General features: G+C 60.6%; 18 protein-coding genes and 2 pseudogenes. 7 read left to right on the plus strand and 13 right to left on the minus strand.

What is annotated here, in order from left to right:
* Positions 1-51 precede the first annotated feature (51 nt).
* From ntrB to CBM981_RS14990, 3 genes are all read right to left on the minus strand, one after another.
* Entirely contained in the window at positions 52-885 is an 834-nt protein-coding gene (gene ntrB, locus CBM981_RS14980; RefSeq protein WP_087069047.1) for a nitrate ABC transporter permease, read from the minus strand.
* Between the two features lie 78 nt (positions 886-963).
* Positions 964-2292, minus strand: a complete 1329-nt coding sequence (locus tag CBM981_RS14985) for a CmpA/NrtA family ABC transporter substrate-binding protein (protein ID WP_087069048.1) — start codon at positions 2290-2292, stop codon at positions 964-966.
* Positions 2293-2489: 197 nt separating this feature from the next.
* On the minus strand, positions 2490-3053 hold the full coding sequence (locus CBM981_RS14990; protein ID WP_172820909.1) for a Crp/Fnr family transcriptional regulator: 564 nt from the start codon (positions 3051-3053) through the stop codon (positions 2490-2492).
* Positions 3054-3620: 567 nt separating this feature from the next.
* On the opposite strand from CBM981_RS14990, the gene CBM981_RS14995 reads away from it, so the two are divergent.
* Positions 3621-4735, plus strand: a protein-coding gene (locus tag CBM981_RS14995) for an IS3 family transposase (RefSeq protein WP_369801647.1) whose coding sequence is annotated in 2 segments (ribosomal slippage) — positions 3621-3882 and positions 3882-4735 — 1116 coding nt in all. Because the reading frame shifts where the segments join, the coding sequence is not laid out codon by codon here.
* 51 nt (positions 4736-4786) lie between these two features.
* Positions 4787-5194 (plus strand): annotated as a pseudogene (locus tag CBM981_RS15000) (integrase core domain-containing protein); the annotation flags it as partial.
* 142 nt (positions 5195-5336) lie between these two features.
* On the opposite strand, the gene CBM981_RS15005 reads toward CBM981_RS15000, so the two are convergent.
* Positions 5337-6863 carry an IS5 family transposase gene (locus CBM981_RS15005; protein WP_225867339.1) on the minus strand — a complete coding sequence of 509 codons (1527 nt, stop codon included), beginning with the start codon at positions 6861-6863 and terminating at the stop codon, positions 5337-5339.
* Between the two features lie 92 nt (positions 6864-6955).
* On the opposite strand from CBM981_RS15005, the gene CBM981_RS15010 reads away from it, so the two are divergent.
* Positions 6956-7405 carry an integrase core domain-containing protein gene (locus CBM981_RS15010; protein ID WP_225867433.1) on the plus strand — a complete coding sequence of 150 codons (450 nt, stop codon included), beginning with the start codon at positions 6956-6958 and terminating at the stop codon, positions 7403-7405.
* Positions 7406-7537: 132 nt separating this feature from the next.
* Here CBM981_RS15010 and CBM981_RS15525 read toward each other — a convergent pair whose 3' ends face one another.
* The 3 genes and pseudogenes from CBM981_RS15525 to CBM981_RS15020 form a co-directional block, all read right to left on the minus strand.
* Positions 7538-8479, minus strand: a complete 942-nt coding sequence (locus CBM981_RS15525; RefSeq protein WP_157665495.1) for a hypothetical protein — start codon at positions 8477-8479, stop codon at positions 7538-7540.
* A 94-nt stretch (positions 8480-8573) separates the two neighbouring features.
* Entirely contained in the window at positions 8574-10433 is a 1860-nt protein-coding gene (locus tag CBM981_RS15015) for a glycosyltransferase (protein WP_157665496.1), read from the minus strand.
* 235 nt (positions 10434-10668) lie between these two features.
* Positions 10669-11572 (minus strand): annotated as a pseudogene (locus CBM981_RS15020) (IS5/IS1182 family transposase).
* A gap of 379 nt (positions 11573-11951) precedes the next feature.
* Here CBM981_RS15020 and CBM981_RS15530 point away from each other — a divergent pair.
* Both CBM981_RS15530 and CBM981_RS15025 read left to right on the plus strand, forming a co-directional pair.
* On the plus strand, positions 11952-12404 hold the full coding sequence (locus tag CBM981_RS15530; protein ID WP_157665497.1) for a hypothetical protein: 453 nt from the start codon (positions 11952-11954) through the stop codon (positions 12402-12404).
* A 193-nt stretch (positions 12405-12597) separates the two neighbouring features.
* A complete protein-coding gene (locus CBM981_RS15025) occupies positions 12598-15615 on the plus strand; it encodes a glycosyltransferase (RefSeq protein ID WP_087069050.1) in 3018 nt (1005 codons plus the stop codon).
* A gap of 53 nt (positions 15616-15668) precedes the next feature.
* Here CBM981_RS15025 and CBM981_RS15030 read toward each other — a convergent pair whose 3' ends face one another.
* Together CBM981_RS15030 and CBM981_RS15035 are read right to left on the minus strand one after the other, a co-directional pair.
* Positions 15669-17528, minus strand: a complete 1860-nt coding sequence (locus CBM981_RS15030) for a hypothetical protein (RefSeq protein ID WP_157665498.1) — start codon at positions 17526-17528, stop codon at positions 15669-15671.
* Positions 17525-18220, minus strand: a complete 696-nt coding sequence (locus CBM981_RS15035; RefSeq protein WP_087069052.1) for a hypothetical protein — start codon at positions 18218-18220, stop codon at positions 17525-17527. The genes CBM981_RS15030 and CBM981_RS15035 overlap by 4 nt, the downstream gene beginning before the upstream one ends.
* A 390-nt stretch (positions 18221-18610) precedes the next feature.
* Between CBM981_RS15035 and CBM981_RS15040 the strand changes: the two genes are divergently transcribed.
* On the plus strand, positions 18611-20029 hold the full coding sequence (locus CBM981_RS15040; protein WP_172820910.1) for a hypothetical protein: 1419 nt from the start codon (positions 18611-18613) through the stop codon (positions 20027-20029).
* Here CBM981_RS15040 and CBM981_RS15045 read toward each other — a convergent pair.
* Positions 20026-22005: a tetratricopeptide repeat protein gene (locus CBM981_RS15045; protein ID WP_172820911.1), complete on the minus strand. Its 1980-nt coding sequence runs from the start codon at positions 22003-22005 to the stop codon at positions 20026-20028. The two genes, CBM981_RS15040 and CBM981_RS15045, sit on opposite strands and share 4 nt — an antisense overlap.
* 176 nt (positions 22006-22181) lie before the next feature.
* On the opposite strand from CBM981_RS15045, the gene CBM981_RS15050 reads away from it, so the two are divergent.
* Positions 22182-22754: a hypothetical protein gene (locus CBM981_RS15050; RefSeq protein WP_087069055.1), complete on the plus strand. Its 573-nt coding sequence runs from the start codon at positions 22182-22184 to the stop codon at positions 22752-22754.
* Here CBM981_RS15050 and CBM981_RS15055 read toward each other — a convergent pair.
* The 3 genes from CBM981_RS15055 to CBM981_RS15065 all read right to left on the minus strand — a co-directional run bounded on the left by CBM981_RS15055 (position 22687) and on the right by CBM981_RS15065 (position 26205).
* Entirely contained in the window at positions 22687-24102 is a 1416-nt protein-coding gene (locus CBM981_RS15055; protein WP_087069056.1) for a tetratricopeptide repeat protein, read from the minus strand. The two genes, CBM981_RS15050 and CBM981_RS15055, sit on opposite strands and share 68 nt — an antisense overlap.
* A 131-nt stretch (positions 24103-24233) precedes the next feature.
* Positions 24234-25583, minus strand: coding sequence for a Hint domain-containing protein (locus CBM981_RS15535; RefSeq protein WP_157665500.1), 1350 nt, complete (start codon positions 25581-25583; stop codon positions 24234-24236).
* A 229-nt stretch (positions 25584-25812) separates the two neighbouring features.
* Entirely contained in the window at positions 25813-26205 is a 393-nt protein-coding gene (locus CBM981_RS15065; RefSeq protein ID WP_087069058.1) for a hypothetical protein, read from the minus strand.
* Between the last annotated feature and the right edge of the window lie 738 nt (positions 26206-26943).

The raw sequence follows: 26943 nt of genomic DNA on the forward strand, positions 1-26943 counted from the left end.
GCACGGAGATGTGGGAAAACCAGGTCGGTGAAGCGGCAGGACCTGAGCTGATCACTGGCCGGGGGAGATGCGGGTCTGCAGCCAGGCCATCAGGCGATCGAGCACCAGGCCGATGGCACCGATCCAGATCACGCCGAGCACGATTTCGCCCACGTAGTTCTGCTGGTAGGCATCCCAGATGAAGAAGCCGATGCCCACGGTGCCGGGCATCACGATCTCGGCGGCGATGATCGCCAGCCAGGCCAGGCCGATCGAGATGCGCAGGCCGGTGAAGATGTAGGGGAGGGCCGAGGGGATCAGCACCTTGGTGAAGAAACGCCGGCTCGACATCTGCAGCACCAGGGCGACATTGCGGTAGTCCTGCGGGATCTGGCGCACGCCTTCGGCGGTGTTGATCAGGATCGGCCACACCGCCGTGATGAAGATCACGAAGATGGCCGCCGGCTGGTTCTTCTGGAACAGCACCAGGGCGATCGGCACCCAGGCCAGCGGCGCCACCATGCGCAGGAACTGGAAGAGCGGATCAAAGGCGCGGTTGATCGCGGGCTTCAGGCCGATCGTGATGCCCACGCCAATCCCCACCAGGGCCGCCAGGGTGTAACCCTGGGCCACGCGGCTGAGGCTGGCCATGGTCTGCCAGAACAGGCCCTTGTCCAGGCCACCCCGGTCATAGAAGGGATAGAGGATGAGGGTGCGGGTACTTTCTTCGGTGAACAGGCTGGCGGGCGAGGGCAAGGCAATCAGGCCAGCCATGGAGAGGAACTGCCACAGCGCCAGGAAGCCACCCACCCCCAGCAGGGGAGGCAGCCACTGGGAGGAGCTTCGGCTCAGGTAACGAATGAGATGGGGGGCTGCGGATTTCCGCGGGCCTGGAACAGTGATCATTGGGAGGAACCCTGGAGGGGTGGGGATAGCTGAGAAGGTGGGAGGGCCAGGTGATCGCACCTGGCCACACTTGTGGACCTACTTCTTGATCTTCAGGCTGTCGAGATAGGCCTGCGGATTCTCCGGGTCGTAGACCACGCCATCAAAGAAGGTTTCCTTGCCACGGCTGGAGCCGCTGGGAATCTGAGCAGCGGGGAGGCCGAGCTCCTTGGCCGCCTGGATCCAGAGATCCTCTCGGGTCACCTTGTCGTTGATGGCCTTGGCCTGCTCCACCGTGTCAACGGTGCCGGGGTAGAACTTCCAGCGCAGGGATTCCACCAGGAACCAGAGAGTCAGGCTCTTGTAGGGGTAGGAGATCACACCGCGGTCGCTGTCCCAGTAGAGGGGGCCCATGGCGGGGTTGGTCTCGGGTTTCTTATCGGCCCCGATCAGGTACTTGCCCTTGATCGACTCTTCCAGCACCTCAACCGGGGTGTTGTACCACTTGCGGGAGCTGAGGATCTTGGCCACCTCCGAGCGGTTCTCCGCCTTGTCCATCCACATCTGGGCCTCAATCAGACCCTTGATCAGGGCAATGGTGGCCTTGGGATGCTTGTCCACCCAGTCGGAGCGCACGGCCAGGTATTCCTCAGGATGCGATTTCCAGATCTGGGCCGTGATCGCCGGCAGATAGCCGATGTCCTCCTTCACGATGCGGGAGGGCCAGGGATCCCCCGTGGAGAAGGATTCCATCGTGCCGTTGCGCATCCCCTGCAGCGTCTCGGTGGAGGGAACCGTCAGGAGCTCTACGTCCTTGTCGGGATTGATGCCACCAGCAGCCAGCCAGTAGCGGATCCAGATGTCCTGGTTGGCCTTGGGGAAGGTATAGGAAGCACGAAACTTGCGGCCTTCCTTCTTGGCGAAGTCGGAGAAGAAGCTTGACGACTTCTTGAGGTCAACTGTGAGGTTGGCCGCCTTGATGTTGTTGGAGGCGGCGATGCCGTTGCCCTGGCTCATCAGCATCGCCAGGATGTACATCGGCACCTTCTTGCCGTCGGTGATCGCGCCTTCACTGATCATCTGGGGCATGGGCAGCTGCCACTGACCGCCATCGATGCCTCCACCGGCAGAGCCGAGCACCACATTGTCGCGGGCGGCGGGCCAGCTGGCCTGCTTGGTGAGCTTCACATCGAGCCCGTGCTTGGCGAAGTAGCCCTTCTCCACGGCCACCACCAGGGGGGCGGCCTCAAGGATGGGGATGAACCCCAGGCTGATGGTGTTGGTCTCCAGGCCCTTGTCCGCAGTGGTGGTGGCTGGGGCTGAAGCGGAATCCCCAGGCGAGGGCGGTGTACCCATGCAGCCCGCCAACATGACGGACGCGGTGATGGAGGCACTGGCCAAGGCAAGGAAGCGGCGGCGTTTGAACATGGCTTCAGGAAGAAGGAATGGCACGGGCGGGAAAAATCAGGGCAGCGATACTGCTTCCCATGGCAGGGGCAGACAGCCGGAATCCACCAGAGTGGTGAAATCGGCAGCCCCGATGAGGCGGCGAACGGGCCAGGAGCCCTGGCGTGAGCAGGGCGATGCCGAAGGGCTGATGCTGAGCAAGGAAAACCATCGCCAGGTCAGGCGAGCTCCCACAGCTCGTGGGACGCCACCTTCAGCAGGAGACCCCCGCCCGCCTGGGCTTCGATCACGCCCGCATCACGGAAATGGGACAGTGCCTTGGTTACCGTCACCCGCGTCATGCCAGCGATGTCCGCCAGTTGCTGGTGCGTGAGGGGCCTGTCTGCCAGCCGCAGCATCACCCCCTGGCTGGTCATCGTGCCGAACCGCTCGCCGAACCAATCGAGCAGCTGCAGCAACCGCGCCTCCGCCGGTCGCACCCGGCTCAGCAACAGCAGGATGGCCGCCTGGCGAAGCTGGTCTTCCAGGAACTCGCGCTCCATCGCCGGACTCACCTCTTCTTCTTCCACGACAACAGGAGAGAGGGAGCGCAACTCCAGACCGGAAAGGCCGATCAGGGAGGGGATCACCCGCTCACCGGGTCCCCACAGCCCCAGGGTGAGCAGAGCACCGTCGGAGGAGGGGCGCGCCAGCCAGACGTAACCACGCTCTACCCGCCAGCCGAGATCGGGCGGCAAGCTCTCGCCGGCCCTCAGGCTGAGGCGGAGACAACGACGTGACATGGAGACGGCCATAACGGGACAGCAAGAGGAGCAAGGAAAGAAACTGAACGCGACAACAAAGACACAGGGAATCCCAACGATCTACAGACTGCAGATCCACGATTCACCGGAAGACTCAACCCTTCAGAACCAGCCGATGGCCCTGAAGGCCGCCGGAGTCATGGATGGCGTCACACCGAAGTTGAGTCCGGGAACCTTAAGACTCTTTGACGCCGCTGCAGCACCCCATGCCACCAGGATTGCAGATTGGAGGCATAAGCCGGGATGATCAACTGCAGGCCAGAGCACTAACGATTACAAAGTGATGTTCTACAGCCACACGAATCAGGTGCGGTTATAGCCAGCATCAGAGTTGCCGCCCAAGCTTCATGCTGAGGGTTGCACTGCGGAGCAGCATGGTGGCGGTTGCGTTCCTCGGCCTGACAACAGCTACGCAGGGGCCGCTGGCAATCGCGGGATCGAGATCGGTCCCGTGCATCCCCGCATGCCCTTGTGACGTGGACCCCGGGAATTGGTCCAGGGTGAATGAGAGTCCTCAGCCGGCCAGACTGGGCCGGGGACTTCACCATGAAACGCACCAGGCACACAGCGGAGCAGATCATCCGCAAGCTCAAGACCGCCGACCAGCTGATTGCCCAGGGCAAGACCGTCGCCGATGTCTGCCGCGTCATCGAGGTGACGCAGCCGACGTATCACCGCTGGCGGCAGCAGTACGGCGGCATGCAGGCCGAGGAGGCCCGCCGGCTGACGCAGCTGGAGAAGGAGAACGCCCGGCTCAAGAAGTTGTTGGCAGAAGCCGAGTTGGAGAAGGCGATGCTCAAGGACCTTGCGGAGGGAAACTTCTGAGCCCGGAACGCCGTCGCAGGGCCGTCACGGTCCTGCAGGAGCGTTACCGGGCATCAGAGCGCCAGGCCTGCCGTGTTGTGGGGCAGCACCGCAGCACCCAGCGCCATTGCGGGAAGGTCGTCGACCTGGAGGAGACCAAGCTTCGGCACCGCCTGAGGGAGATTGCAGCTGAGCACATCCGCTGGGGCCGCCGCATGGCCTACCGCCTGCTGCGTCGGGAGGGCTGGACCGTGAACCACAAGCGGGTGCAACGGCTCTGGCGGGAGGAGGGGCTGCAGCGGCCCACTCCCAGGAAGCGGAAGCGGGCACGGCCCGCCGACGGCTCGGTGAGGCGTCACCGGGCCCAGCATCCCCACCAGGTGTGGGCCATGGATTTCCAGTTCGATGCCACCGCCGATGGCCGCAGACTCAAGTTCCTGAACGTGATCGACGAGCACAGCCGCCTCTGCCTGGCGATCCGGGTGGGCAGGCGGTGCAAGGCCAAAGACGTGGTGACTGTGCTGGAGGAACTCACCAGCCTCTACCCGGCGCCAGCGTTCATCCGATCGGACAACGGCCCGGAGTTCATTGCGCAGGCCCTACGGGACTGGTGCGAGGCCAGCAGCGCCACCAGCACGGCCTACATCGCGCCGGGATCCCCATGGGAGAACGGATTCGCAGAATCCTTCAACGGCCGCTTCCGCGATGAATTCCTCAACACCGAGTTGTTCACCACAGCCCCGGAGGCTCAGATCCTGGCCGATCGCTGGCGATGGGAGTACAACTCACTCAGGCCGCATTCGGCCCTCCAGGGGCGTACGCCCCTGGAGGCAGCTCAACAAGGAGCTGCAGCATGACCATGACCACCCACTCTCATAAGGACTGGACCGATAAAGGGGGTCACGTCAGACGAGCACAGCCGCCTCTGCCTGGCGATCCGGGTGGGCAGGCGCTGCAAGGCCAAAGACGTGGTGGCCGTGCTGGAGGAACTCACCAGCCTCTACCCAGCACCGGCGTTCATCCGATCGGACAACGGCCCGGAGTTCATTGCGCAGGCCCTACGGGACTGGTGCGAGGCCAGCAGCGCCACCAGCACGGCCTACATCGAGCCAGGATCCCCGTGGGAGAACGGTTTTGCCGAGTCGTTCAACGGCCGGTTCCGCGATGAATTCCTCAACACCGAGCTGTTCACTACAGCCCCGGAGGCGCAGATCCTGGCCGATCGCTGGCGATGGGAGTACAACTCACTCAGGCCGCATTCGGCCCTCCAGGGGCGTACGCCCCTGGAGGCAGCTCAACAAGGAGCTGCAGCATGACCATGACCACCCACTCTCATAAGGACTGGACCGATAAAGGGGGTCACGTCACAGGCACGTGCTCAGCTGGGGCCTCCTGAGAAAGTGAGCCGCGGGCAATGCGCACCACAATGAGCCTGCCCGGGCGACCTCTGAGTGATCCTCAGGCCCCGCTGAGCTGACAACTCAGCTCTCTGCTGCTGGAGCTCAGAGCCCGTGCGGCGGAGACCAAGAGTTGCCAGCAGAGCACAAAATAGAGACAAAGAAGCTCCAGGAGCTTCTGGAGGTTCATGACCAGGACATTCATCGCGATGGATGAACCCTGTGTTGCCGGCAGTTTCTCTCGGATCAATCCCAATCCATAGCGACGCTTGCCTTGACCGATCTTGCCTTCAACAGCATTGCGCCGCCTTTGATCATCAACGAACTGCCGCCTCTCGGCTGCCACCAACTCCGGATCATTCTTCGGGCGACCAAGACGAGGCCCACTCAGCCGAATGCCGTGACGCTGGCAGAATGCCCGATTTGATCTTGTGCGGTAGATCTGATCAGCGCAGATCACCTCCGGATAGCAGCCGTATCGACGACGATAGGCTTGGGCCTGAACTTTCAGATCTTCCCCTTCGTTGTAGGGGTCAAAGCTCAGCCGATCCAGGAAAGCAAATCCTTCATCGGTGACAGAAAGTGAGATCTTGGCGCCGAACTCAACATTGCACCTCGCCTTGCCGCGAACAATTGGCCTGATGTGCGCTTGACAGAGGCTGACGATGCGAGCGGGAATACTTCTGGTGTCTGAGCGATAGAGAATGTTCTGCTGGCGGACCAGCTCACTGACAACCAACAGCTTCTGATAGGCATGCCGCCCAGCCGCCAGAAGGCTTGCGCCACAGGCTGTCAGGGCGTCAATGTTGGCAAGGTTGCGCTTGAGATGCCCAAGCTGTTGCTTGATCGCTTTGCGGATCTTGAGAAACCGAGGGCGTTTTTTCTTGGCCACGGCGAGGAACTGCTGCCTGGCCTGCTTCCGATGCGTTCGTGGTTTGTGACCAAAGGACTCTCTGACCTGCGAATACATGGCATCGATCAGAGTCTCGGTGAGCTCTCGGCCTTCATTGAGCAGCGAGAGATCCGTTGGATGCCGAATATCTGCCGGAACGCATGTCGCATCAATCAGCAGTGACCCCTGATTTGGCCGTGGCGTTTTGGATTCAATCTTCTGATCAGCTGCGCTCCCGGCTCCGCCTCCATCGCTGCTGTCGTGCTCATCAACTGCAGACGAACGGATCACGTTCAGACCGTGACGCACGATTCGTTCATTGCAGTCATTCACGACCGAATCTGGCAGCCGCTTCCGGAAGTACACCATCATTGATGGGTCAAACGGAGCCGAGTACTGAAATGCCTCCAGGCCGATGAAGAACTGGAGATAGGGGTTCTCTTTGATTTGCTCAACCAGTTCTTCATCAGTCAGCCCCATGCGGGCCTTGATGATCAGGGCGCCCAGTGCCATGCGAAATGGCTTTGCCGGGGCGCCAAAGCCCTTGCAGAACTGAGCTGCATAGTCACCTTCCAGCTCATCCCATGGGATCAGCTCAGCCAGCTTGATCCAGCGATTGTCACCAGAGAGCTTTCCTCCAAACGGCAGGAAGAAGTCCTCGAACGAGAGCTGATCACGATGCTCACGTCGGTACATGTGGAAAACTCTGGGCGGCTTTTGGGCGCAAACGAGCCCAATCTCGTACATTTTAGCCGAGAAAACTGCTCACATCCATTGCGCTGCAGTGGATGTGGCTTTTCTCAGGAGGCCCCAGCTGGAAGCTGTCAAACAGCCTTGACACGGAGTTCGCTCTGGAGGCTGTGGAGATGGCGCTGGAAGGCGGCCGCAAGCCAAAGATCTTCCACTCCTACCAAGGCTGTCAGTTCACCTCTGGTGACTTCGTGGCGAGGCTGGATGCAGAGGAGATCAAGATTAGCTGGTCTGGAAGGAAGCCCTGCTACGACAACATCCTGGTCGAGAGGCTGTGGCGCACGGTCAAGTACGAGGAGGTGTATCTGCTTGCCTACAGCGACGGCTGGGAGGCTGAGATCAGCCTGGCCCGCTTCCTGTGGAGGTACTGCCATGTAAGACCCCACAGCTCTCTGGGAGGCAGAACTCCCCATGAGCTCTACACTGAGACCGAACGCTTTTCCTCCCGTCTAGGGTTAACGATGTCAGGGGCCAGAGCTGTCCAGTAAAAGGCACCCACCTCACTTTGAATTGAAGTGCATCCTCCAGGCATTAAGGATGGGGGCTGCTCAGAGCAGCTAAACCGCCATAGAGCTAGGCAGTAAGTTTGTTCCAGAAATTTCTAGAACAACCATGGAAAACTAGGAAGTGCTTTTAGCAACCGACAAGAACTGATTCGTCAGCACAGAATCAAGGGAAGAGTAGTCACAGAATTCCCTGCCATCATCTTTCTTGCTGCTCGGAGGATCAAAGAGCTTGACTTTGAAGTGAGTCTCAAGAGTTTTCACATCCCTAGATATTCTGTTGTAGAGCTTCATTCGATCGGCATATTCAAGCAAGGACTGCCTCGGCAGCGAGGAGAAGTGGGAAGCTATCTCGGACATGAGACGAAAATGCTGAGTCTTGGTAAGATTCTCGTTATTAAGCTTTGATAGGTAATAGATAGCAGGAGCAGTCATGCCAATATTGGATTCCGATTCGCTAGGCTCCTTCAAAGTTTCTTTTGGATCAATACCAAGCAACTGGTTCATGGAGGAATACAGAGAATTAGTGGAACGGGCTTGATCATAGCTAACAATGCGAAGATTGCCTGTTCCAAAGGCGTCAGACCAAGTCTTGCATAGGCGAAGATAGTCACATCGCACCAGAAAGTTAACACGAAAGTAAAACCTAAATATATCACCCGAAAATCTGAGGTCATACATTCTAACGTGTTGACTGAACTCAGACTCTAGATAGGTATCAGGTCTACGTAGATAGAGAATAATAGTAGTATCGCTAGGCAACAATCGCCTGAGAAGTTGTGGGTCGCGAACAAACTCAAACTCTTCTGAGCTCAGTATGACTTTGGAAATTTGGCTAGCCTTAGAGCTTTCAACAATTGCTGTAATGTATGCTTGCAGTTCATCAATCTTGCCCTTGGCTGCGCTCCAGGCAACATTGTGATGCCCTGTATTATGAAGACCTTGCCTGGGATAGCATATGCCCAACTTCAATAGCTGGGCTTGATTGTTAAAGAGGTAATTCTGAAGTGCAGTACTGCCTGTCTTGTGTGTACCGATATGCAGGAAAAACTGGGTCATTTGAAGCGGTCAGGAGGGATCATTAGGAGGACACCTTGCAAGCCTACTCAGCCAGAGTAGAATTTTAATAAAAATGAATCACGGGAATGTTGGTTTATTGATTTGTATATTGATCAATTGTACGTGCCAGCGCTCTCCGCACTCCAGGAAGCTGTGAATTAATTGATCGCATAGAGGAGGAGTAATCAGAATCTTCGTTGAGAGCAGCCCCATCTATGAACAAGCTTGAGTTGGCATATGCCAATTCAAGGTTAGGAAGGCTGTTGGATAATAAAGCTTTTGAAAGCTCATCAAAGAGTGATAGCAAACATCCATGCGTGGCTTTTTCAACAATCTGACCATGCGCTGGACCTTGGAGCATTGGGGTATCGATGAACATCGAAAGATAGTTTACTAGCGTCAATTCTTCTAAGACTTGGGTTGAGAGCTCCTCGAAGTTGCTTCCTTTTTGAAGAAGTCGTGCCCCCTCTTGTAGAACAAACAAAGAAAATCTAGTAGGGTTTTGCTTGTACTCTCGGGATAATTTAAGTTTCACATGGATGACATGGAACATCATATTCGCCAATGACTTATTTACCAGAGCTAATCCTGGGATTTGGCTCATCACATCTGATCCAAGATTATCGTATGCGATGGAAATATCACGCCAGAATGCAAGTGAAGCCACTGCAGATGGAGTCATCATCCTACGAGTTATTTGCAGGAGAAGTTGACATCCGGTTGGAGAAGTGCCTAGGTCCCGCAATTTTGGACCAATCCAACCATTCCACCAATTCATCATATACCCTGTATAAGGCCTGGCAATACCAACATCTGTAGTTGGTACAACCTTGCTGGCGAGTGAGTAAATTGCAACCAAAATCGCTTGGCGATTAAAGCCTTGTAGGTAAAGTGAACTATCTAGTGAGCCTTCATCGATTCGCTTGACTAGCTCCAATGGATCTTGATTGATCTTGGTCCCTGTTGATGTTTCCATTTGTGCATATGCATTAATACGTGGGTCATATTCTTTGCCCGATACTGCCCATGAGGCTTGACGAGAAAGGATCGACATTGCTAGGGAGATGTGGCCAAGCAAATTCTTTTCTGCTGGGAAGTTCGCGCAGGACTCTCGGAAAGCAGCTGAAGACAGAGATATCCCTCCAAATGAATTAATAGATCCGAGGATAAAGCAGCTGCTTCTACTGAATGGTTGACCAACAATAATTCCAGAGTTTGGGTAGGCCTTTCGTCTTGGGCCGTTAGGATCAAACCGGATCAATCCGAGATCGGGATTGCGTAGAAACGACCAAAAAGAATAGACTATAAGGATTTCTGGGTACAAGTCATCATCTGCACCAAGGATATAGCCTACACAGTCCTTTTGATATGCAAGTGCGAACAAGTAATTTCTAAGCCAGCCGATATTTGCAGTATTTCGATGGATGATCACATTTGTATTGGAGGAGTGATCGGCTAGTTCTCTGCATGCTGCAGGAGTGCCATCGGTGCTGGCGTTATCAAAAATGTAAACATCGAGGAATTTAAGATCATACCCGAGGAGAGCGCTTACGGATGCTTTTAGTCGAGTATCCCGGTTAAAAGTAGGTATGATAAGCGCCATTCGCTGCTCTTCAGGTAGATCACGGAGAAACTCCTGTCTGCAGAATCCATACAATAGCGAGAATCCCTTGGGGTTGTTTCCTAGTCTCTGGATAGCATTTAGTGACACCGCCATAACCGCAGGTGCAGGCCCTGACTCCAAGGTTTTCTTGACAGCATCAAGACGGCGCTCGCATTGGGCTGCAGGAAGCTTCGGGGAGGTGGCTAAACTGATAAAACGAAACAGGACCGCTCCAAGGTACGTGACTGCTGCTGCCATACCTTCCGTGTGTTCCTTTTGGCCTATGCTTGACCAAAGGGCCCGAAGCTTTAGATGCTTAGCATCGGACGTCTCGCTGAATGGTCCGGTCAAGGTCTAGAACCCACAATGAAAGTATTGTCAAGCTTAGCATGGCTCCGCCTTTAGCGTTATCTATTGATATCCGTAGCTGCCTCGGGCTTGTTTTAACGAGGCGGAGTTGCCAAAATGGATGCTTAGGAGTTTAGGGCGCTTTAAGAGTTTGTGGTCAAACCACCAGACCAGCCGCGTCTTCTCTCCTGAGCACTGATCGCGCTCCGCTCATTCTGGTTGTCGGCGTTTCAGTGGCTCAGACGGCTTGATCTGGCGTTTTGACCTGTTCATGCCGTTGCCATGGCTGGTCTGAGCGGGTTGCCAGCCTAGTCAGGTTGTAGGCGATCATCTGCAGGACGACCCCTGCACTCACCTTTTCGGTGCCCGTAGCTTGACATGGTGCAGGTCCCCCAATGTTTATCCAACCAATGACCTCCTCGATGCCACGGCGGGGTTGATCGCGTTGTCATTGCCCGTGTGTCGTGTGGTGCGGCCATCGATGGCGGAACCGCCATGCCGGTTGGTGTTTTGCGCCACGTGGCGTGCCACCCCGATCCGCCTCAGCCGGTCACCATTCTCTTGGTGGCGTTGTTCTTGTCGCCATTGATGATCTGCTGGTAGGCACGGGGGATGGCAGTCGCCATCGCATTGGCGCATCCCACTCCCGGGTGCCCACGGCTTGGGTGACGCGGCAGTCCACGCTCAGGGCACAGCGGTTGTCCATCCGCACGCTCCCCCGGTACTGGGTCGTCCAAGGTGGGCCTTGGATTTCCGGTACTGCAGCGTATCGGGATCGACGCTGGAACGATGGGTCTAGTTGCTGGGCATGATGCAGCGGCCATCCACGTTGGCTGGCTTCTTGCCCTGGTTTGGCAACCCACACCCTCGCCAGGGCCTGAAGGCGGTGGCGGCGGATCGTCCGGCCCATCGATCCGCTCCAGTGAGATGCGGGAGGCCCAGGTCTGCATCAACGAGGCCAGCAGCAGTTGCTCCAGCGGCACGGCGGTTCGGGCTGTCGGGTTTCTGCGGCGTAAACCCTGGAGGTCAACCCCGGAGAAGGTGGGACTGAGCCGATCGAGGGCCTGATCGGCCAGTTGCCCCACCTGTCGCAGGCGATGGGTCGTAGGAATCTGCTCCGCGGTGGAGACGTAGGAGAACAGGGAACCAGTGCGTTCCTGCTGCTGGGCCTTCGCTCAGTGCCGTTGGGCCATCCCCCGACAAGGCCGCTAATTCACCATGCTCCAAACCACCTCATGTGCCAGCCGTTTGGCGGCAGGCCGTTATGCTTATCAGATATGCTTATCAGAAGGTCTTGGATGTCAGAGCCCCTGTCCCCTTGCAAGGTATCTTCCTTCCGAATGCAGGCGCATTCCAGACCATAAAGTCAGTGTTTATTAAGCGCACATCAGGTCGATTGTTCGCGGTAAGGCATTGTGCTATGTGGAGTTTGGATCTAACATCTCAACCTCTGTGACTGGTGATGCATATACCTCCCTTAATCGGCTGAGTTTCTATCCTAAAAGTGATTGGTGTCATCTGATGGGGCACGCCACCCGTGCCTATCGACGCAGGCATGGCTGCTACCTTAACATTATCTGTACGGAACAGATCTATCGCAGACCACCAAACCCGCTTTCCTGCCAGCCTCACGTTATTCGTTTCAGTGGCCCGCGTCTTGGGCGGCTTAGGAATGATCCGGAGTCGGTCGCTGCTGTGCAGGGGTTGTTCACTGATGAACATAGGGAACATTATCCCGGCGAAGGGGAAAGTGGTCAAGCCAAGCGCCGCTATAGGTCTGGTCTGATCTGTGTGAAACTCCCGCTGACCCAGGGCTTATCCATTGCCTCCAATGTGCTCGTGATGAACAGGCAAAATCAGCTGGAGGTACTTTGCGTTGTCTCTGCCGTTTGGATCCCGCTTCTTGACCCCAATATCGACGCGCAACATGCCACCAAGGGATTCCTGATCTATCATCTGAGCGGAATAGGGTGATCACGCAGTAACTGCCTGGCTGACGCAGTCTTCTCGCCTGAGCTCTGTCACTTACTTCCCCACCTGGCCCCAAATAAGCGTGCTTGAAACAGGTTGAACTTTCCCCCCTCCCAATGGACTCTTGTGACCGCTCAGCACTTTTGTTGTATCATTGAGTGTATGATCACTCCGCTGGCAAAGCGGTTATTGGGGTATGGGGATCAATGCAATCCGGGAACGTATTCTTCTTCAGCCTGACAGCAAGGATGACTGGCTTGCACTCGCCGAGCTGGCCGACCTTCCGGATGCCCTCCAGGCCATGATGGGACTGGAGCATGGTGACAGCGACCCTGGGATTGGCGATGTTGATGGAGTCGTCGCCGCCCCCCCACCTCAGGAGCCACCGCCCCCTGCAGCGGCTTCCCTGCCTCCCTCCAGCAGCTCAGACGCTGAGCCGATCACCACGACAGAGCAGCTGGCGGCCATCGCGGCAGGTCTACTCGACAGCCACAAGATCGATACGCTGGTCCTTGCGGTGGACTGTGGCTGCATCACCGTGGCCTCCACAGTGAGCTCTGCTGGTCAGGTTTTCCTCACCGTGGCAGGCGAGCGTACCCATGTGGCTGCTTCTGAAACACTTGCTTACCGCGACCCCTCCACCAGCCTAAGGATTTCCTGCTTTACCTTTAAACCGATCAATCCCCACGGAATCACTGAACGTCCCCTTTCCGATTTCCGCGTACTGTTCGGTAGACGAGACCTGAGCATACTTCCTGCTGTACCTGGTCTAAGCAAGCAGTTACGGGTGTACGTTGAGAGTTGGAATGGCCGTGATCTGCTGGGCTGGTGTGGTTTACCTGAAGACTTCCTGCCACGACTGCCCTCCCTCATCGTTCATGTCAATCAGCAGTTCAAGGAAGTCTTTAGTCCTGGTGATTATCGTCAAGACACTCTGGATGCACTCAAGTCCACCAGCCGTGTGGCCACGGGTTTCTGTCTTAGGCGCATTTACGAATATTTTCGCGATCATGGCGGGATTCTCACATTTCGCGATCCGATCACTTTTGTCCTAATCCGCTCAGAATTCCTACCGGAGAAGCCAACTCTTTTCGACCGGATCTCTGCCTGTGGAACCCGTTTTGAATCGCTGCAGATCGGTGTGAGTGAACAGATCAAGTCTTTCACCCTCGTCAACCGACCACCCGATTCCACATCCCTCAAGCACTTCCCTACGGTCAAGCTTGATATTCTTGTGCCAGTGTATAAGAATTGGCCGCTCACAGCTCACTGCCTACGAGCATTAGCCCGTTCAGTGGACCATTGCAGGCAATTTCTCCCGGTTGAAATCTACATTCATGTAACTAACGATTGCAGTCCTGATGCTGATATGAATGCCAACTTGGAGGAATTCTCTACTTCCTTGGGGGTGATCTATCACCACAACGCCAGCAATCTCGGCTTCATTCGCACTGTCAACAACTTTTTGCTCGGTACTGATGCCGATGTGATGCTTGTGAATTCTGATGTGGTGGTGGCCGAGAACCTCGTCATCGAAATGCTTGCCTCAGTTCGACATGTGGGTCCGAGCCTTGCCTCGATGACCACCTTCTCCAACAACGCCACGATCTTTTCTTTCCCCCATCAGATTGATGAGAACACCCATGTCACCCCTGAAGATGTGGAGTCGTTGGCGTCTGCCTTCAAGGCTTCGTCGATGGAGTTCTGTAGACCGGCTACAGACGTTCCTGACTGGAGGCCTGTGATCAGGGTTCCGGTGAGCCATGGCTTCTTAATGTATCTGTCTCGTACAGCCATCAATGCTGTAGGAGTGTTTGATGAGCACTTCGGTCGTGGCTATGGCGAGGAAGTGGATTGGGCGATGCGAGCCACTCTCACTGGCCTGGAACACTTCCTTTGTCCCACGACCTTTGCATTCCACCAGGGGAGCGTGTCATTTGGAGCTTCGGTCCGCATTACTGCCGTGCAGAGATCGGGCAAGATCATTATGGATCGCTATCCATACTATGACGACATGATCCAAGAGTATATTCAGAAAGATTATCTGCGAACGCAGCGAAATGTTGTTTCACAGCGTTTGATTTCCGACTCCGGCCATCCTTTGATGTTGCATGTAACGCACAGCTCTGGTGGTGGCATTGCAAAGTACATCGCTGATATGATGATTGATGAATCGGAATCCTGCCATTTTCTGCTGAGCCCTGGGCGTCAGTTCAATGATCTTGTAAGGAACGACATCTCTGACCAGTCTTTCGCTCTAGAGTGCGAGCGTCTTCGTGTAGCGGTAAAGGGTAATTTCTTCCATGACATCCTCCCGGTCTTGACGGAGGCCTTCCAGCAACGCGGCGCAGGCTGTCGTGTTGTGATTCATAGTTTTGTGGGCTGGAAGCCGGCTGAGATTAGCCAACTTCTTGCCAGTCTGAAAGACGCAGCTGTTGGTTATGACGTTGTTGCTCACGACTACATGTTCCTGTGCCCGCGTATCAAGCTGATCAATTCTTCTTCTCACTACTGTTCTGTAGGAAGCAATACGGAATGTATGCACTGTCTGCGAACTGCCGATCCGTGCGTTGAAACCGCGTTGCTGGCACCCTATTCCACCCAGATCGAGCTCTACCGCGATTTCTTTGGCTCTGTACTTCGCTCAGCGCGCACCATCTTCTGCTCTACCCAGGAACTTGTTGAACAGTTTTCTGGGCAAGGCTTCGCCAACACTACTCTCCGGGAGCCTTTTGAGCCATTGTATTCTCACCTCCCGACGGCTTTGGATTATGTCTTCAGCCCTAATATTGTGCTGATTGGTAACATCAGCGTGGAGAAAGGCTCCGGTGTGCTGTTGAATCTTGCCAGTGCCGCCCTCTCTATGGGCTCAGACCTGCATTTTTATATCGTTGGGGCTGCTTCGAATATGGGAGAACTTTCCGCTTTGGCCAATGTTACCCATATTGGGCCCTATCGTTCCTTTGGGGAACTCCACCACCTCGTGAGCACTCTGCACAACCCCACAGCCCTGTTTCCTGGCATCTGGCCTGAAACCTGGTGCTACACACTCTCCGAAGCCCTGGCCCTGAGGCTTCCGATCATTGCCTCGAACATCGGAGCAGTCGGCGAGAGACTTCGCAAGCTCGAATCTCCCCATGTGCACCTTTATGACCCTTCCTGCTCCGCGATCGACCTTGTGGGGGAAATCAACCGTTTTCTTGCACGCGGCTGATTTTTCCATTCAACCTGCCGTGGCAACCCATCGGCAGGCCGACGCTCCACTGCTCAGGCGTCGGCAGGGTTCACTGTGACCCAGTGCTCCTCGCGGATCTGCTGGCCGAGAACCGCCGGCATTGCTCGTGGAGGCCTTCCCCCCTTGATCCGTACGCCGAACAGTTCGTGGGCACCACCGGTGAGGGCGATGCAGCGCAAGCCGTAGCGATGGTTCAAGGCCTGGCAAAGGGGAAGGCGGTAGGCACCGCCGCTGACCACCGCCACCTGCAGAGGCCGTTCCGCATGCCACCGGCCGATGGTGCCGATCATGTCGTCCAGGGTTCGTTTGAGCCCAGTGCTCGGGTGATGGGGATACCGACCGTCGGGAGGTTCCAGACAACGCACATCCCTGGCCGGTACGAGGGTCTGCTCAAACAGCCGCCAGGCGTTGCCGCCTTCGTGCTGTTGCTGCACCAGCCGTGCTGCCGGACCGACATAGACCACCTCCTGTTCAGCGAGCGACCGCAGGAGTTCCATGGGGGCAACCCCACCCCACACCGGTTCGAGGGTGGCAGTGTTCCTGCGGATAGCCTGCAGCAATGGCTGGGCCAGCCAGCGGCAATGTTCCTCTGCGGTCCAGAGGGCACCCTCTCCCCAGAGCTCTATCCGGCAGACCAGCTGCAGAGCAGCCTCCAGCCAGCTGTCGAAGCTCTCGCGGGGGTTGGTGGGGTCTGCGTGGAATCCCCAATCGCGGCGAAACCGGCGAAGGCAATCAAGGGGGGCGATGGCTCCACCCCACCACTGGCTTTGGCGCATGCCCTCCATCCAGAAGCCAGGATTGCCCTCTGCATTAGCCACGTCCTTCAGTGCCTTGTCCATTGCTGCTGGGTCGGCGACGGCTTGTTGCAGCACGGCCAGCTCGACGGCCTCCAGTTCGATCAGAAGGGGGAGGCTCTTGAGAGGGTTGGGTGGTTGTGCCCATGACCCCGCAGCCGTGCCCTCCCCAGGTAGGCCCAGCTTGAGCCGCCGGCACTCTCCCCGCCAGATGTTCACGGCACGGGGCAACCGCGCGATGGCGCTGGCCTGTAGCGGTTCACCCAGAAGCTCCAGCACTCCAAGGGAGGCACTGAGCGTGGCCACAGGGTCTTCGATGTCGACCAGGGTCTGGGAATCCTGTTGTGCCGTGTGTACCTCGGCCAGGAATTCTCGGATGAGCTCACCGGAAGGATCCAGAGCCCTTTCAGCTGCCAAGTTCAGCGCTAGGACGCCTTCTGCCTCTCGCCGCACCGGCGCGCCGGGGATGTACTCCAGCTGAAGCCGGCGCGCGCCAGAGGGGCGCGGCGCTGTAGGCACCGCTACGACCAGTTCCTGATGAGGCTGGGGCTGATGCTGAGGCTCGGGAGGACCGGCCTCTGCCGAAGCCAGTTCCTTCAGGCGCAGCTGCACCCACACCGGGCAGGGGTCGAGCTTGGTGGCCAGCCGCTCGAACAGCAGCCGCGCCCTGGCCGTCGCATCGGGCTCGTTCCGCACCAGCTTGTGCCAGGCCACCGCTCCGCGCTGCAGGATCTGCCGCTCCAGCACCGGCAGCCAGTGGGGGATCTCCACCGGCAGGCTGTGGTGGTGTTCCAGCAGCTGCGCCAGCCGCCAGCTCAGGGCGGCCTGCTGCGGCAGCGGCAGCGGCTCCTGCTGGATGGTGGTGAGCACGGGGTGCAGGGCTGCCGTGGTGGCATTGATCAGCCGGCCGTACAGCAGCCAGTGCTGGGCGTCGCCGCCGTCGCCGCCACGGCTGAGGGAGCTCACCGCGTGGTACGCCTCCTCCACCTGGTCGAGGGCGGACTCCCACCTCCCCTGCTCCAGCTCCTGCCGGGCCTGGCGATCGGTGGTGCGCAACACCTGCGCCGCCGTGGCCGCTTCGACGTTGCCCGTGCTCATGGCGCTGGGCAGGGGAGGGTGAGCCACTCGCTCTGGGGCTTGATCCGCACGTCGGGTGGCTGGTCGACCAAAGCCTGACAGCGCTGCCGGAAGTGGAGGAGCCGGTCCTCCACGTCGGGGATGGCGCCCAGATGCTCCTCGAGCCGCTCTTCCACCCGCCGGTAGAGCGAGAGATCCAGTTCGGTCACGGCCAGGCCCATGGGCGTGCACCGGTGGCGTTCTTCGAGGTCTGCCAATCCGTGGGAGGACGTGGTGTTGAACCGCTGGGGATAGGCCAGATTCCAGGACTGGCCCATGCGCTCCAATTTAGCCTCCAGGGCCACCATGGATTCGTCGTACCGCTCCACCAGACCCACGAAGAGATCGTCCCGCTCCAGGTCGATCAGCTCGGGCCGTGCGGCCCAGCCGCGGCGGTACACCCAGTCCACCGGCTCCTGGGGGGAGAGATGGCGGGTCTGGTAGTTGGCCAGGGTGGAGCTCAACAGCTGCTCGAGATGCCTGGCAAAGGGAACCTTCTGGGCTGACTGCTGCACCGTTGTGGTGAAGCGGAAGGCAGAGCCGATCCGGGCCATCGGCTCCCGCAGGATGGCCACCTTGAGCTGGGCCACGGCGCCCGGCGGGGGCAGGGTGACGAGATGGGAGGTGATCGCCCGGGGACGGCTGTCGGACGCCTGCAGGTGATCGCGCAGCAACTGCCAGTGGAGACGATCGCCGGATTCGGGGGACTCTGCATAGATTAATTGGCTGTTGCTGCTATGTTCCAGCGACCAGATGAAGGTGGTTCCAGCACATTTGAATCCGTGAAGATGTAGGATGTCTGTATACACGTGGCGTGGCAGCTCAAGGCAGTGAGCAACAGTGATGCTTCATGACAGGCTGGTAAGAGCGCCATGAGCACTCTCCGAGGCATGCCAGAAAGCCCGCCTGAAGCGGCGTGCTGAATTCAGCACAACTGCGGACTAATGTATCTCAGTTTACCTATCAGCGGTCGGTAGGCCTGCGCCGTTCCCCACGGCATCATGGTGAACAGTGCGTGGCCGCCGGCCATGCCCCCCCTGCGGATGCCCCCCGAGAGGATGCCCTTGGAGAGTTCTCCGGCCCTGCCCACGATCAACGCCTACACCTGGGCGGATCACTTCAGCTTCGACGGCCTTCTCTCCCTGGGCAGGAGCCACCTCCGCAAGGGCGACCGGGCTTCCCTCTTCCTCGCCGCGGAAGCAGCCCTGCGCACCGGGGACGCGGGCCTGGCCTCCGAAGTGCTGCAGGGGCTGGAGATGGTGGGGCGGGGAGCGGATCCCAGCTGCTTCCAGCACATCTACCACCTGGCCCTCGCCGACCTGCTCGGCCAGGATCTGGCGGCCACAGGGGCGGTGGAGCCCCTGCTGGGCTGTCTGAGCCAGCTTCCCCTGGCCAGTTCCCGCCTGGCCCTGCGGCTGCTCAGCCGGGCCGGACGGGCCGAGGCGGCGCGACCGGCCCTCGAGCAGGCCGGCCATGCCCCCGCCCTTTACCTCAACGAGCTGGCGGACCGGCCGCAGGCCGCCAGCCGCCAGCTTCGAGCTGTCTTGCCCGAACTCGATGCGGACGCAGCCCATCTGATCGCGGGGTTCCTGGCCCTGGTGCCGGAGTCCCTGCGCCAGCCCGGCCACGAGTGGTGGGATCCCACGGCGGCCGACCCCCACCGCCTGACGCAGCTGCAGGAGCGCCTGCGCCAGGCCCTGCGCAGCCGCCAGGGCTTCGCCCTGATCCGCCTCGGCGATGGGGAGGGGCTGTTCCTCTCCGGCCTGCGCAACGACCTCGGGGGCGCCACCACGAACGGCACCCCCATCGATCCGCGGCTCACCCCCCAGGGCCACCTCCTCCCCGAGGAGTACGCCAGGCTGATGGCCAGCCTGTGCGGTGCCGTGGAGCGGGCCGACGTGGTGGGCCTCCCCGACCTCGACCAGATCGCCCATGGCCCCAGGCAGATGGGCACTGTGCTCTCGGGGCTGGGCCAGCACCTCACCCTGGCGCGGCTGGTGGCGATGCGGCAGCGCTTCGTGTCCGGCGGAGCCCACCTGCATCTGTTCCTGCTCCATGCCGGCGCCCTGCTGCAGCCCGACCTCCTGGAGGCCCTGCACGGGGTGGTGGGCCCGGTGATCCCACCAGGCCTGGAGGCCCTCGCGCCCGGAAGTTACGTGGTGCCCGGGGAGAAGCGCTACTGGACGACCCAGCCCGGCGGCCGCCCCCCCCACTACCCCCATTACTTCGAGCGCTTCGCTGCCTGGGCGGACACGCACGTGCGGCCCGGTCGGCTGTTCCTGGTGGGCGCAGGCATCCTCGGCAAGATTTACTGCGACCGGATCCGCGAGAGGGGTGGGGTGGCCCTCGACCTGGGCTCCGTGCTGGATCTGCTGGTGGAGCGCTACGACACCCGCGGCGAGATCCGGCGCTCCCCCCACCTCAAGCGCGCCGCTGATCGCTTCCTCGCCGCCTTCGCCGAGCGGCGTGGCGGCGAGGGTTAACCCAGCAGCCGCGCCACCGCCAGCAGGGGCCCGCTCCAGTCGGCCGGCTGCCCCTGGCGCAGCACCGTCACCGCGTCGTACCACTGGGTGGTCTCGCCCTGATGCCCCCAGCGCCAGTCGCAGTTGTGGGGCACCAGCAGCAGGGTGGGCTTGCCGAGGGCGCCGGCCAGGTGGGCGGTCACGTTGCTGATCGTCACGACCACGTCGCAGGCCTCGATCAGGGCCGCCAGGCCGTCGAGGTCATGGAAGAGATCGATGTCCGCCGCCGTGGCCAGCTCCAGGCCCTGCTGCTCCCGCACCTCCCGGAGATCGGTGTCCGTGTCGCCGTACTGCAGGGTGAGCAGGCGGGCGTCGAGGCTGCCGAGGGTGGCGGCCAACTCGAGGAGGGGCAGACTCTTCTCCCGCGCCGGTGAACGCTTCACGCTCGAGCGCCAGCTCACACCGATCAGCCTCCCCGGGGCTTCCCCCAGCAGTCGGCGCCGCAGCGCCGCCGCCCGGGAGGCGTCGGCGCGGAGGAAGCCGGCGGCGGCGGCCTGAAACGCCAGGGGCTTGCGGCGCAGGAAGCGCCCCAGCGACCCCAGCGGGATGTGGTGGTCGTGCTCCTCCTCGCCGAGGGGGTCGCCCTGGCCCTTGAAGCGGATGTCCGGGTGGAAGGAGCGGCGGAACAGGGGCAGCAGCCGCGCGTCCGTGCGCACGGTGAGGGCATCGCAGAGCAGGTGGAGCTGGGGGATCTGGGAGGCGAACATCACCACATCGCCGATGCCCTGCTCCCCCCAGGCCAGAACCCGTCCGCTGCTTCCCGGCTGCCAGAGAGGCCGGGCTGTTGAGAGGCGGTCGTTCTGGGTCTCCCGCCGCCGCCAGCGCCACTCGTACTCCTCCCAGCCCCGGGCCCAGGCGCCGGTGTGCAGCAGGGTGAGCCCCAGGTTGAAGTGGGCATCGGCGTAGTCGTGCTGTTGGGCGATGGCCTGCTCGAAAACCTCCACGGCCTCGGTGTGCTCACCCAGCTCCTCCAGCGCGTTACCGAGGTTCGAGAGCGCTTCGGGATAGTGGGGGCGGAGAACGAGGGCGTGCCGGAAAGCGGTGATGGCGGCCTGGACATCACCCAGCTGCTGCAGGGTGGCACCCAGATTGGAGTGGGCTTCGGCGAAGTCGTCCTTCAGCTGGAGAGCCTGGCGGTAGGCCGCCACGGCCCCGGCCGGGTCGCCGCTCTCCCGCAGGGTGTTGCCGAGGTTGCAGCAGGCCTCCGGCTGGTTGGGGTTGTGGGCGAGGGTCTGCCGGTAGAGCTGGATCGCCTCCGCCAGGCTGCCCTGCTCCCGCAGCACGTTGGCCAGGTTGAAGCTGGCTTCGGCGAAGGTGGGCAGGAGCGCCAGGGCCTGGCGGTAGGCGGCGATCGCCCCCTCGCTCTGCCCCAGCTGCTGGCAGGCGTTGCCGAGGTTGCAGTGCGCTTCCGGAAAGGCGGCCCGCAGGGTCAGGGCCTGGCGGTAGGCCCCGGCGGCGGCGGTGGGATCGCCCTGATGGAGCAGGGCATTGCCCAGCAGAAAGTGCAGCTCCGGCTCCTCGGGCTGGCGGTCCAGGGCCTGGCCCAGCAGGGCGGCCGCCGCTGCATGGTCGCCCTGCTCGCAGAGGGTCTGGGCCAGGAGGGGCACTGCACCAGGAAAATCGGCCTGCAGCTCCAGCGCGCGCCGGTAGGAAGCCACTGCCGCATCCAGATCGCCGCGGACCCGCTGCACATTGCCCCGATTGAAGTGGGCGGCCGCATAGGCGGGATCAAGGCTCAGAGCTGTTTCCAACAGGTCCAGAGCCTCCTGCCAGCGTCCGTCCCTGGTGCAGAGGCCGGCCAGGTTGAGGGCGGTGCTGGCACGAGCCTTGCCCCCTGCCAGCAGGGCGCGAAGGAGGTGCTCCGCCTCGGCGTGGTTTCCCTGCTGCAGGTGTGCGAGGGCGCGGCGTTCCTGCTCAAGCACGGACGCAGGGGCCATGGTCGCCCGGTTGCCCGAGCCAGGCGAGGTGGCGCTGAATCCAAGACCCTGACGCCGGTTGCGGCTGGATTGTTGAGGCTTTGTCATTGGTTCAGTTCAGCTGCTCCCAGCCCGGCACTGGGCTGCTGCCCTGCCCCAGAATGGCTGCCGCCCTACCTGGCTGCTGCCTCCGTGCCATGACCCTGCCCGGCAATCCAGCCACGATCACAGACGCCTACCGCAGCCAGCAGCAGGTGCTGCATCGGAACCCTCACTATGGAGTGGCTTCGTTGTCGTTTGCCCCCTTGGTGCAGACGATCCTTCGCCAACACAACATCAACCAGCTCAGTGACTACGGCGCCGGCAAGCAGAACCTCCGCAAGGCACTGGAGCAGCGGGGGGTGGAGCTGGCGGCTTATCACCCCTTCGATCCGGCATTTCCCCACTATGGAGAGCCGCAACCTGCTCCTCTTGTGTGCTGCATCGATGTGCTTGAACACGTGGAGCCCTCCTGCCTGGAGGCGGTGCTGCGTGAGCTGGAGCGGATCGTGGTGCAGCTGGGCTTCTTCACGATTCACACCGGCCCCGCCGGTAAATCCCTGCCCGATGGCCGCAATGCCCATCTGATCCAGGCCCCCAGCTCGTGGTGGCTGCCGAAACTGGCGGAGCATTTCGAGATCCAGCATCTTCAGCACCACAGGCTCATGGGCCAGGGCATGTGGATGGTGGTGAGCCCCCGCCAGCAGCCCCTCTGGGTGGACGGCTCCTGAGACGCTGGCGCACCTGCCGCAGGGGGTGACTCCAATCACCGGCTCGCTGTTGCCGAAACAGGCTCACCGAGGGGTACCACAACGAGGCTGTGCCGCGCAGACCCCAGCGCCAGTCGGGTACATGCTCCAGCAACACCCAGGTTTCGGTGCCGAGGGTGCCGGCCAGATGCACCGTGGTGTTGGAGATCGACACCACCAGGTCGCAGGCGGCGATCAGGGCGGCAAGGCCATCGAGATCCTGGGTGCAATCGAGCCCGGGGGGGCGCAGCACCGTGAGCCCTGCCTCCTGCTGCACCTGCTGGATCTGGGCGTCCACATCGCCGTACTGAAGGGACACCAGCTGCACGCCAGGCAAGGCCAGCGCCTTGGCCAGCGCCTGCAGCGCGATCGATTTACTCTCGCCATACTCAGTATTGGCACTGTGCCACGCGATGCCGCAGAGGACACGATCCGCAGGGGCCATGCTGCTGCGAAACGAACGGCTGCGTTGGAGATCGGGCAGCAGAACGGAGCGGCGGCTGTGTTGGAAGCTGCTGCGGCTGGGGCGAAGCTGGCGGGGCAGCGATCCAAGCGGAGCGTGGGCCCGATAGAGGCTCTGCTCCGGCGTGGCGTTCAGGGGGTGGAGCTGAATGGAAGGAAAGGAACGGCGGAACAAGGGGTGCAGGCGCGGGTCGATGAGCAGCAGCAGCTGCTGCACGCCTCTGGCGGAAAGCTCCGGCAGGAGTGAGGCAAACATCAGCTGATCCCCCACCCCCTGCTCACCCCACAGCAGCAGGGTGTCCACCGGCTCTCCCTGCCAGAGCGGGCGGGAGGTGGCCAGCCGTTTCCAGTTGGGAAAGGCCTGCCACCGCACCTCATAGGCTGTCCAGCCGTCCTCGAAACGTCCCAGCAGTAAAAGGGCCATGGCCAGGTTCCACCGGCCCCGGATGTGGTCGCTCTTGCGCGCCAGCAGCGCTTGAAAACAGGCCACGGCCTCTTCCACCTGCCCCGTGGCTTTCAGGGCGTTGCCGAGATTGTTGTGGAAGAGCAGAGATTCCGGCTCGATCGCCATCGCCTTGCGGTAGGCGCCGATGGCGGCTTCAAGGTCGCCGAGCTGGGTGTGGATCTTGCCGAGGTTGTAGAGCGCGCTGGTGTCGCTGGGATGCTCCGCCTGCATCGCTTCGAGCAGGGTGATCGCCTCAGCTTCGCGCTGGGTCATGGCGAACAGCACAGCGAGGGCTTCCTGTGCCTTCTTGCGCTCAAGCGGATCGGAGGTGGCGGTTTCACCCTCCAGCAGGGTGCGCAGCAGGGTTTCCGCCGCCTGGAACTGCCGCTTGTGCAGGAAGTGGACGGCATGGCGGTAGTGCACAGACCCTCCCCGCCAGGCAAGTGCGTTGGAGGGAGGAGCGGGCGGGGTCACAGGCCGGAGACAAAAAAAGAGCCGTGTCGATGGCCAGACACGGCTCAGATGGCAAGGTTCTAACCCGAGATACCCGAGGCTCAGGCAGGCAGCGGTGCAGCGCCCTTGCGCTCCAGCTTCATGCGAAGGTCAGCGGGGAGCTGCCGTTCGAACTGTACCCGGGGGAGGTTCAGCTCATCCAGGATGGCCTCCTCGCCGTAAATGCTCAGGTATTCGCCGTAGTTGTTCCAGGCCGTGCGCGGAAGAATGTCGTAGAAGGATTCGACAGCAGTTCCATTGGCCGTGATCAGTCGATGGGACTTCAGCTCCACGCTGTAATAGATGAAGCTCTCAGCATCCCCGAAGAAATCCCGGCTGAGCTGATGGATGCCATTGAGGCCCACCAGGGCCGAGGCCTGCACGAGAGCACCATCCACGTACAGGGCGTGGCCAGGGCTCAGGTAGAGGTCGGCACTGGGGAGGGAGGCACCGAGCGCACCGGCGGGAACACAGATGGGGAGATCGGTCTCGTCGCTGCAGACGATCTGGACCTCGGAGCGGCCGATGAAGCCAACGGCCATCGTGCCCAGGTCGGTGCTGATCAGGTCGCCGCGCTGCAGCGATTCCACGGCGACAGCTCCGCTGGGTGTGGAGATGGCCGTGCCGGCCAGGAAGCATGTGACAGTTCCCCCAACCAGATACCCCAGATCCATGTCGTTGGGGAAGTCTGTAATCGCGCCGCCGGTCTTGGTGGAGATGTAAGTATCGAGGTCGGTATGCGTGGCGATGATGGCACTGGAGTTCCAGTTGGCTCCACCGCTGGTGTTGCTCCAGAGGTCTCCGACCACCTGGTCATAGCTGTAGAGCAAGTACCAGCCGTTGGTATCGGCCACTCCATCGGCGTAGGCAAAACTTCCACCAACAGGGCCGCCTGCGCCACCAATCGAGGTGCCGGAGTTGGTGTCATCGGGGAGGGACCTTGCTCCGGTGGTCGACCCGGCAAAGTTGGCCAGGTCACCCTGGGTGGTGGAGTTGAGAATTGGGGTGTCGTAATAGTACTCAACACCGCCGCTGCCATCAGGCCTGACGTAGACATTGGCAATCGATGTCACCTGACCAGCGAAGAACCAGGTTGATTGACCAGCGATGGTGGTGCTGCTGGTTCCTTGCTCGTATCCCGGAGTGGTGCCGTTGGTGATGCCTGAAATCCCCGATTGGTTGGAGTTGTAAAACGTTCCGTCGTTAGGAAGCGTCCCACCGCTGCTCACCAGCCAACCGTCATTGGTGTTATTGGGTGTTTGATAGATAGCCGTGAAAGCGCTGTCGGCGGGGGTGGCTTCCGAGAAGGTGACGTTGGAGGCCAGCGGCGTGGAAGCGTCAAGCCGCAGGGAAGCGATCAGATTGGAACCTGACTCTGAAATCCCGTAAACGGATGCGTAGGTGATCGCCACGAACTCTTCATTAGGAATTGGTTCGCGGATCCTCTTCGTTGGATCCCCTCCTGTCAACGGGGGGGGGCGGCCCTGGTCAGCACTCCCTGACGTTGTCTCCAGGCCTGCCAGGGTGCGGGCACGTGGCTTCCCAGGGCCCTAAAGCGGTTGGTTCGTCGCCAGCCGTGCCCCCACCCAGCGCTCGGCGGCCGGCACCGGCAGGCGGGCGACGATCCAGGGCCGCCCAGAGTTAGGGCAGCAGCTTTGGCTCGGGTGGGATCGGCTCCACCCCCATCAGCACGTTCCCGGCCGGCGGCAGCGCGCCGTTCTCCCCGTCGGCCAGCCAGCGGAACTGGTGCAGCGCACCCAGGGCCTCTTGGACGGGCTCTGGACGTTCAACCCCCTGTTCGCCGGCGTGGCCGTGCCGCACCACCTGCACCGCAAAGCGCTGCTGCCGCAGCACCCAGCCGCGGCAGCCGCAGGGCCAGCGCACCAGGACGCGGCTCAAGGAGAGGTCCGAGATCTGGCGTGGAAAGTCCGTCAGCAGGTTGGCAAACCCCCGTGGCCTCGGGTCGTAGACCAGGAGCACCCTGATCAGGCCGGGGCTCTGCAGCCCCAGGATCGTCCCCGTGAGGACGCCCACGTAGCACGTGCTACAGTTTTGGACTGCGCCCCAGGAGCGAGAGCTGCGGGGTTAGCGGGCTTACGGAGGGGAAGCGAGGGCCGCAAGGCAGGAGCCCCCCGGTGATGTAAGTTTTCTGAGTTGCCGGAGCGGGGAACCGCGAGGCAGCGTCCACCGAGAGCACCGGGGTGACTGGTGTGGAGGTGGAGGAACCTGGACAACCGAAACGTTTAGGAACTGACGCTTCCACTGCGTCATGGTCCTGGAGTGAGCTGCTGGCTGAAGAGCCTGGACCTTGAGGGTCTGGGTGCAACGGGTGGGAGTGAGCTGCGGGAGGGTGACGAACGAGCAGTGGGGGTGTGAGGTCCCGTCAAAAGAACACAGCGACCGGCGAGAGCGGGCGAGTGCTGCCGAGCTTGATCACGAAGCGAGGGAGCATGCAAAGCGTCTGCTGAAGCTGGAAGCGAACCGGATCTGAGATCTGGGAAAGCCACGGGAAGCCTGAGATGACGGAGGAGCCATGGGAATGGGAATTCTTGTGGTGAGGCCTGAGTTGAGGGACGAGCGTGCACTCTTTGAAACCATTGTGAAGACAATGGGGCGACGACTGAGTTTGGTACGCCAGTGCCGAGCTTGGGAGTGAGCAAGCCGAGTTGAGGGCCAGGGCTTGACTGGGTGCCGCGAGGCATCTGGTGAGGTGACTGGTTCAAGAGGACCGGACTACAACGGAGAGTTTGATCCTGGCTCAGGATGAACGCT

The organism is Cyanobium sp. NIES-981 (genome assembly GCF_900088535.1).
GTDB lineage: Bacteria > Cyanobacteriota > Cyanobacteriia > PCC-6307 > Cyanobiaceae > NIES-981.

Excerpts from the sequence above, each read along its gene's own strand:
- CBM981_RS15050 (WP_087069055.1), top strand. The coding sequence starts at position 22,182 with ATGACCCTGCCCGGCAATCCAGCCACGATCACAGACGCCTACCGCAGC.
- CBM981_RS15025 (WP_087069050.1), top strand. The coding sequence starts at position 12,598 with ATGGGGATCAATGCAATCCGGGAACGTATTCTTCTTCAGCCTGACAGC.
- CBM981_RS14985 (WP_087069048.1), bottom strand. The coding sequence starts at position 2,292 with ATGTTCAAACGCCGCCGCTTCCTTGCCTTGGCCAGTGCCTCCATCACC.
- CBM981_RS15525 (WP_157665495.1), bottom strand. The coding sequence starts at position 8,479 with ATGACCCAGTTTTTCCTGCATATCGGTACACACAAGACAGGCAGTACT.
- CBM981_RS15030 (WP_157665498.1), bottom strand. The coding sequence starts at position 17,528 with ATGAGCACGGGCAACGTCGAAGCGGCCACGGCGGCGCAGGTGTTGCGC.
- CBM981_RS15045 (WP_172820911.1), bottom strand. The coding sequence starts at position 22,005 with ATGGCCCCTGCGTCCGTGCTTGAGCAGGAACGCCGCGCCCTCGCACAC.
- CBM981_RS15010 (WP_225867433.1), top strand. The coding sequence starts at position 6,956 with ATGTGGCTTTTCTCAGGAGGCCCCAGCTGGAAGCTGTCAAACAGCCTT.
- CBM981_RS14990 (WP_172820909.1), bottom strand. The coding sequence starts at position 3,053 with ATGTCACGTCGTTGTCTCCGCCTCAGCCTGAGGGCCGGCGAGAGCTTG.
- ntrB (WP_087069047.1), bottom strand. The coding sequence starts at position 885 with ATGATCACTGTTCCAGGCCCGCGGAAATCCGCAGCCCCCCATCTCATT.
- CBM981_RS15530 (WP_157665497.1), top strand. The coding sequence starts at position 11,952 with ATGGGGCACGCCACCCGTGCCTATCGACGCAGGCATGGCTGCTACCTT.
- CBM981_RS15005 (WP_225867339.1), bottom strand. The coding sequence starts at position 6,863 with ATGTACCGACGTGAGCATCGTGATCAGCTCTCGTTCGAGGACTTCTTC.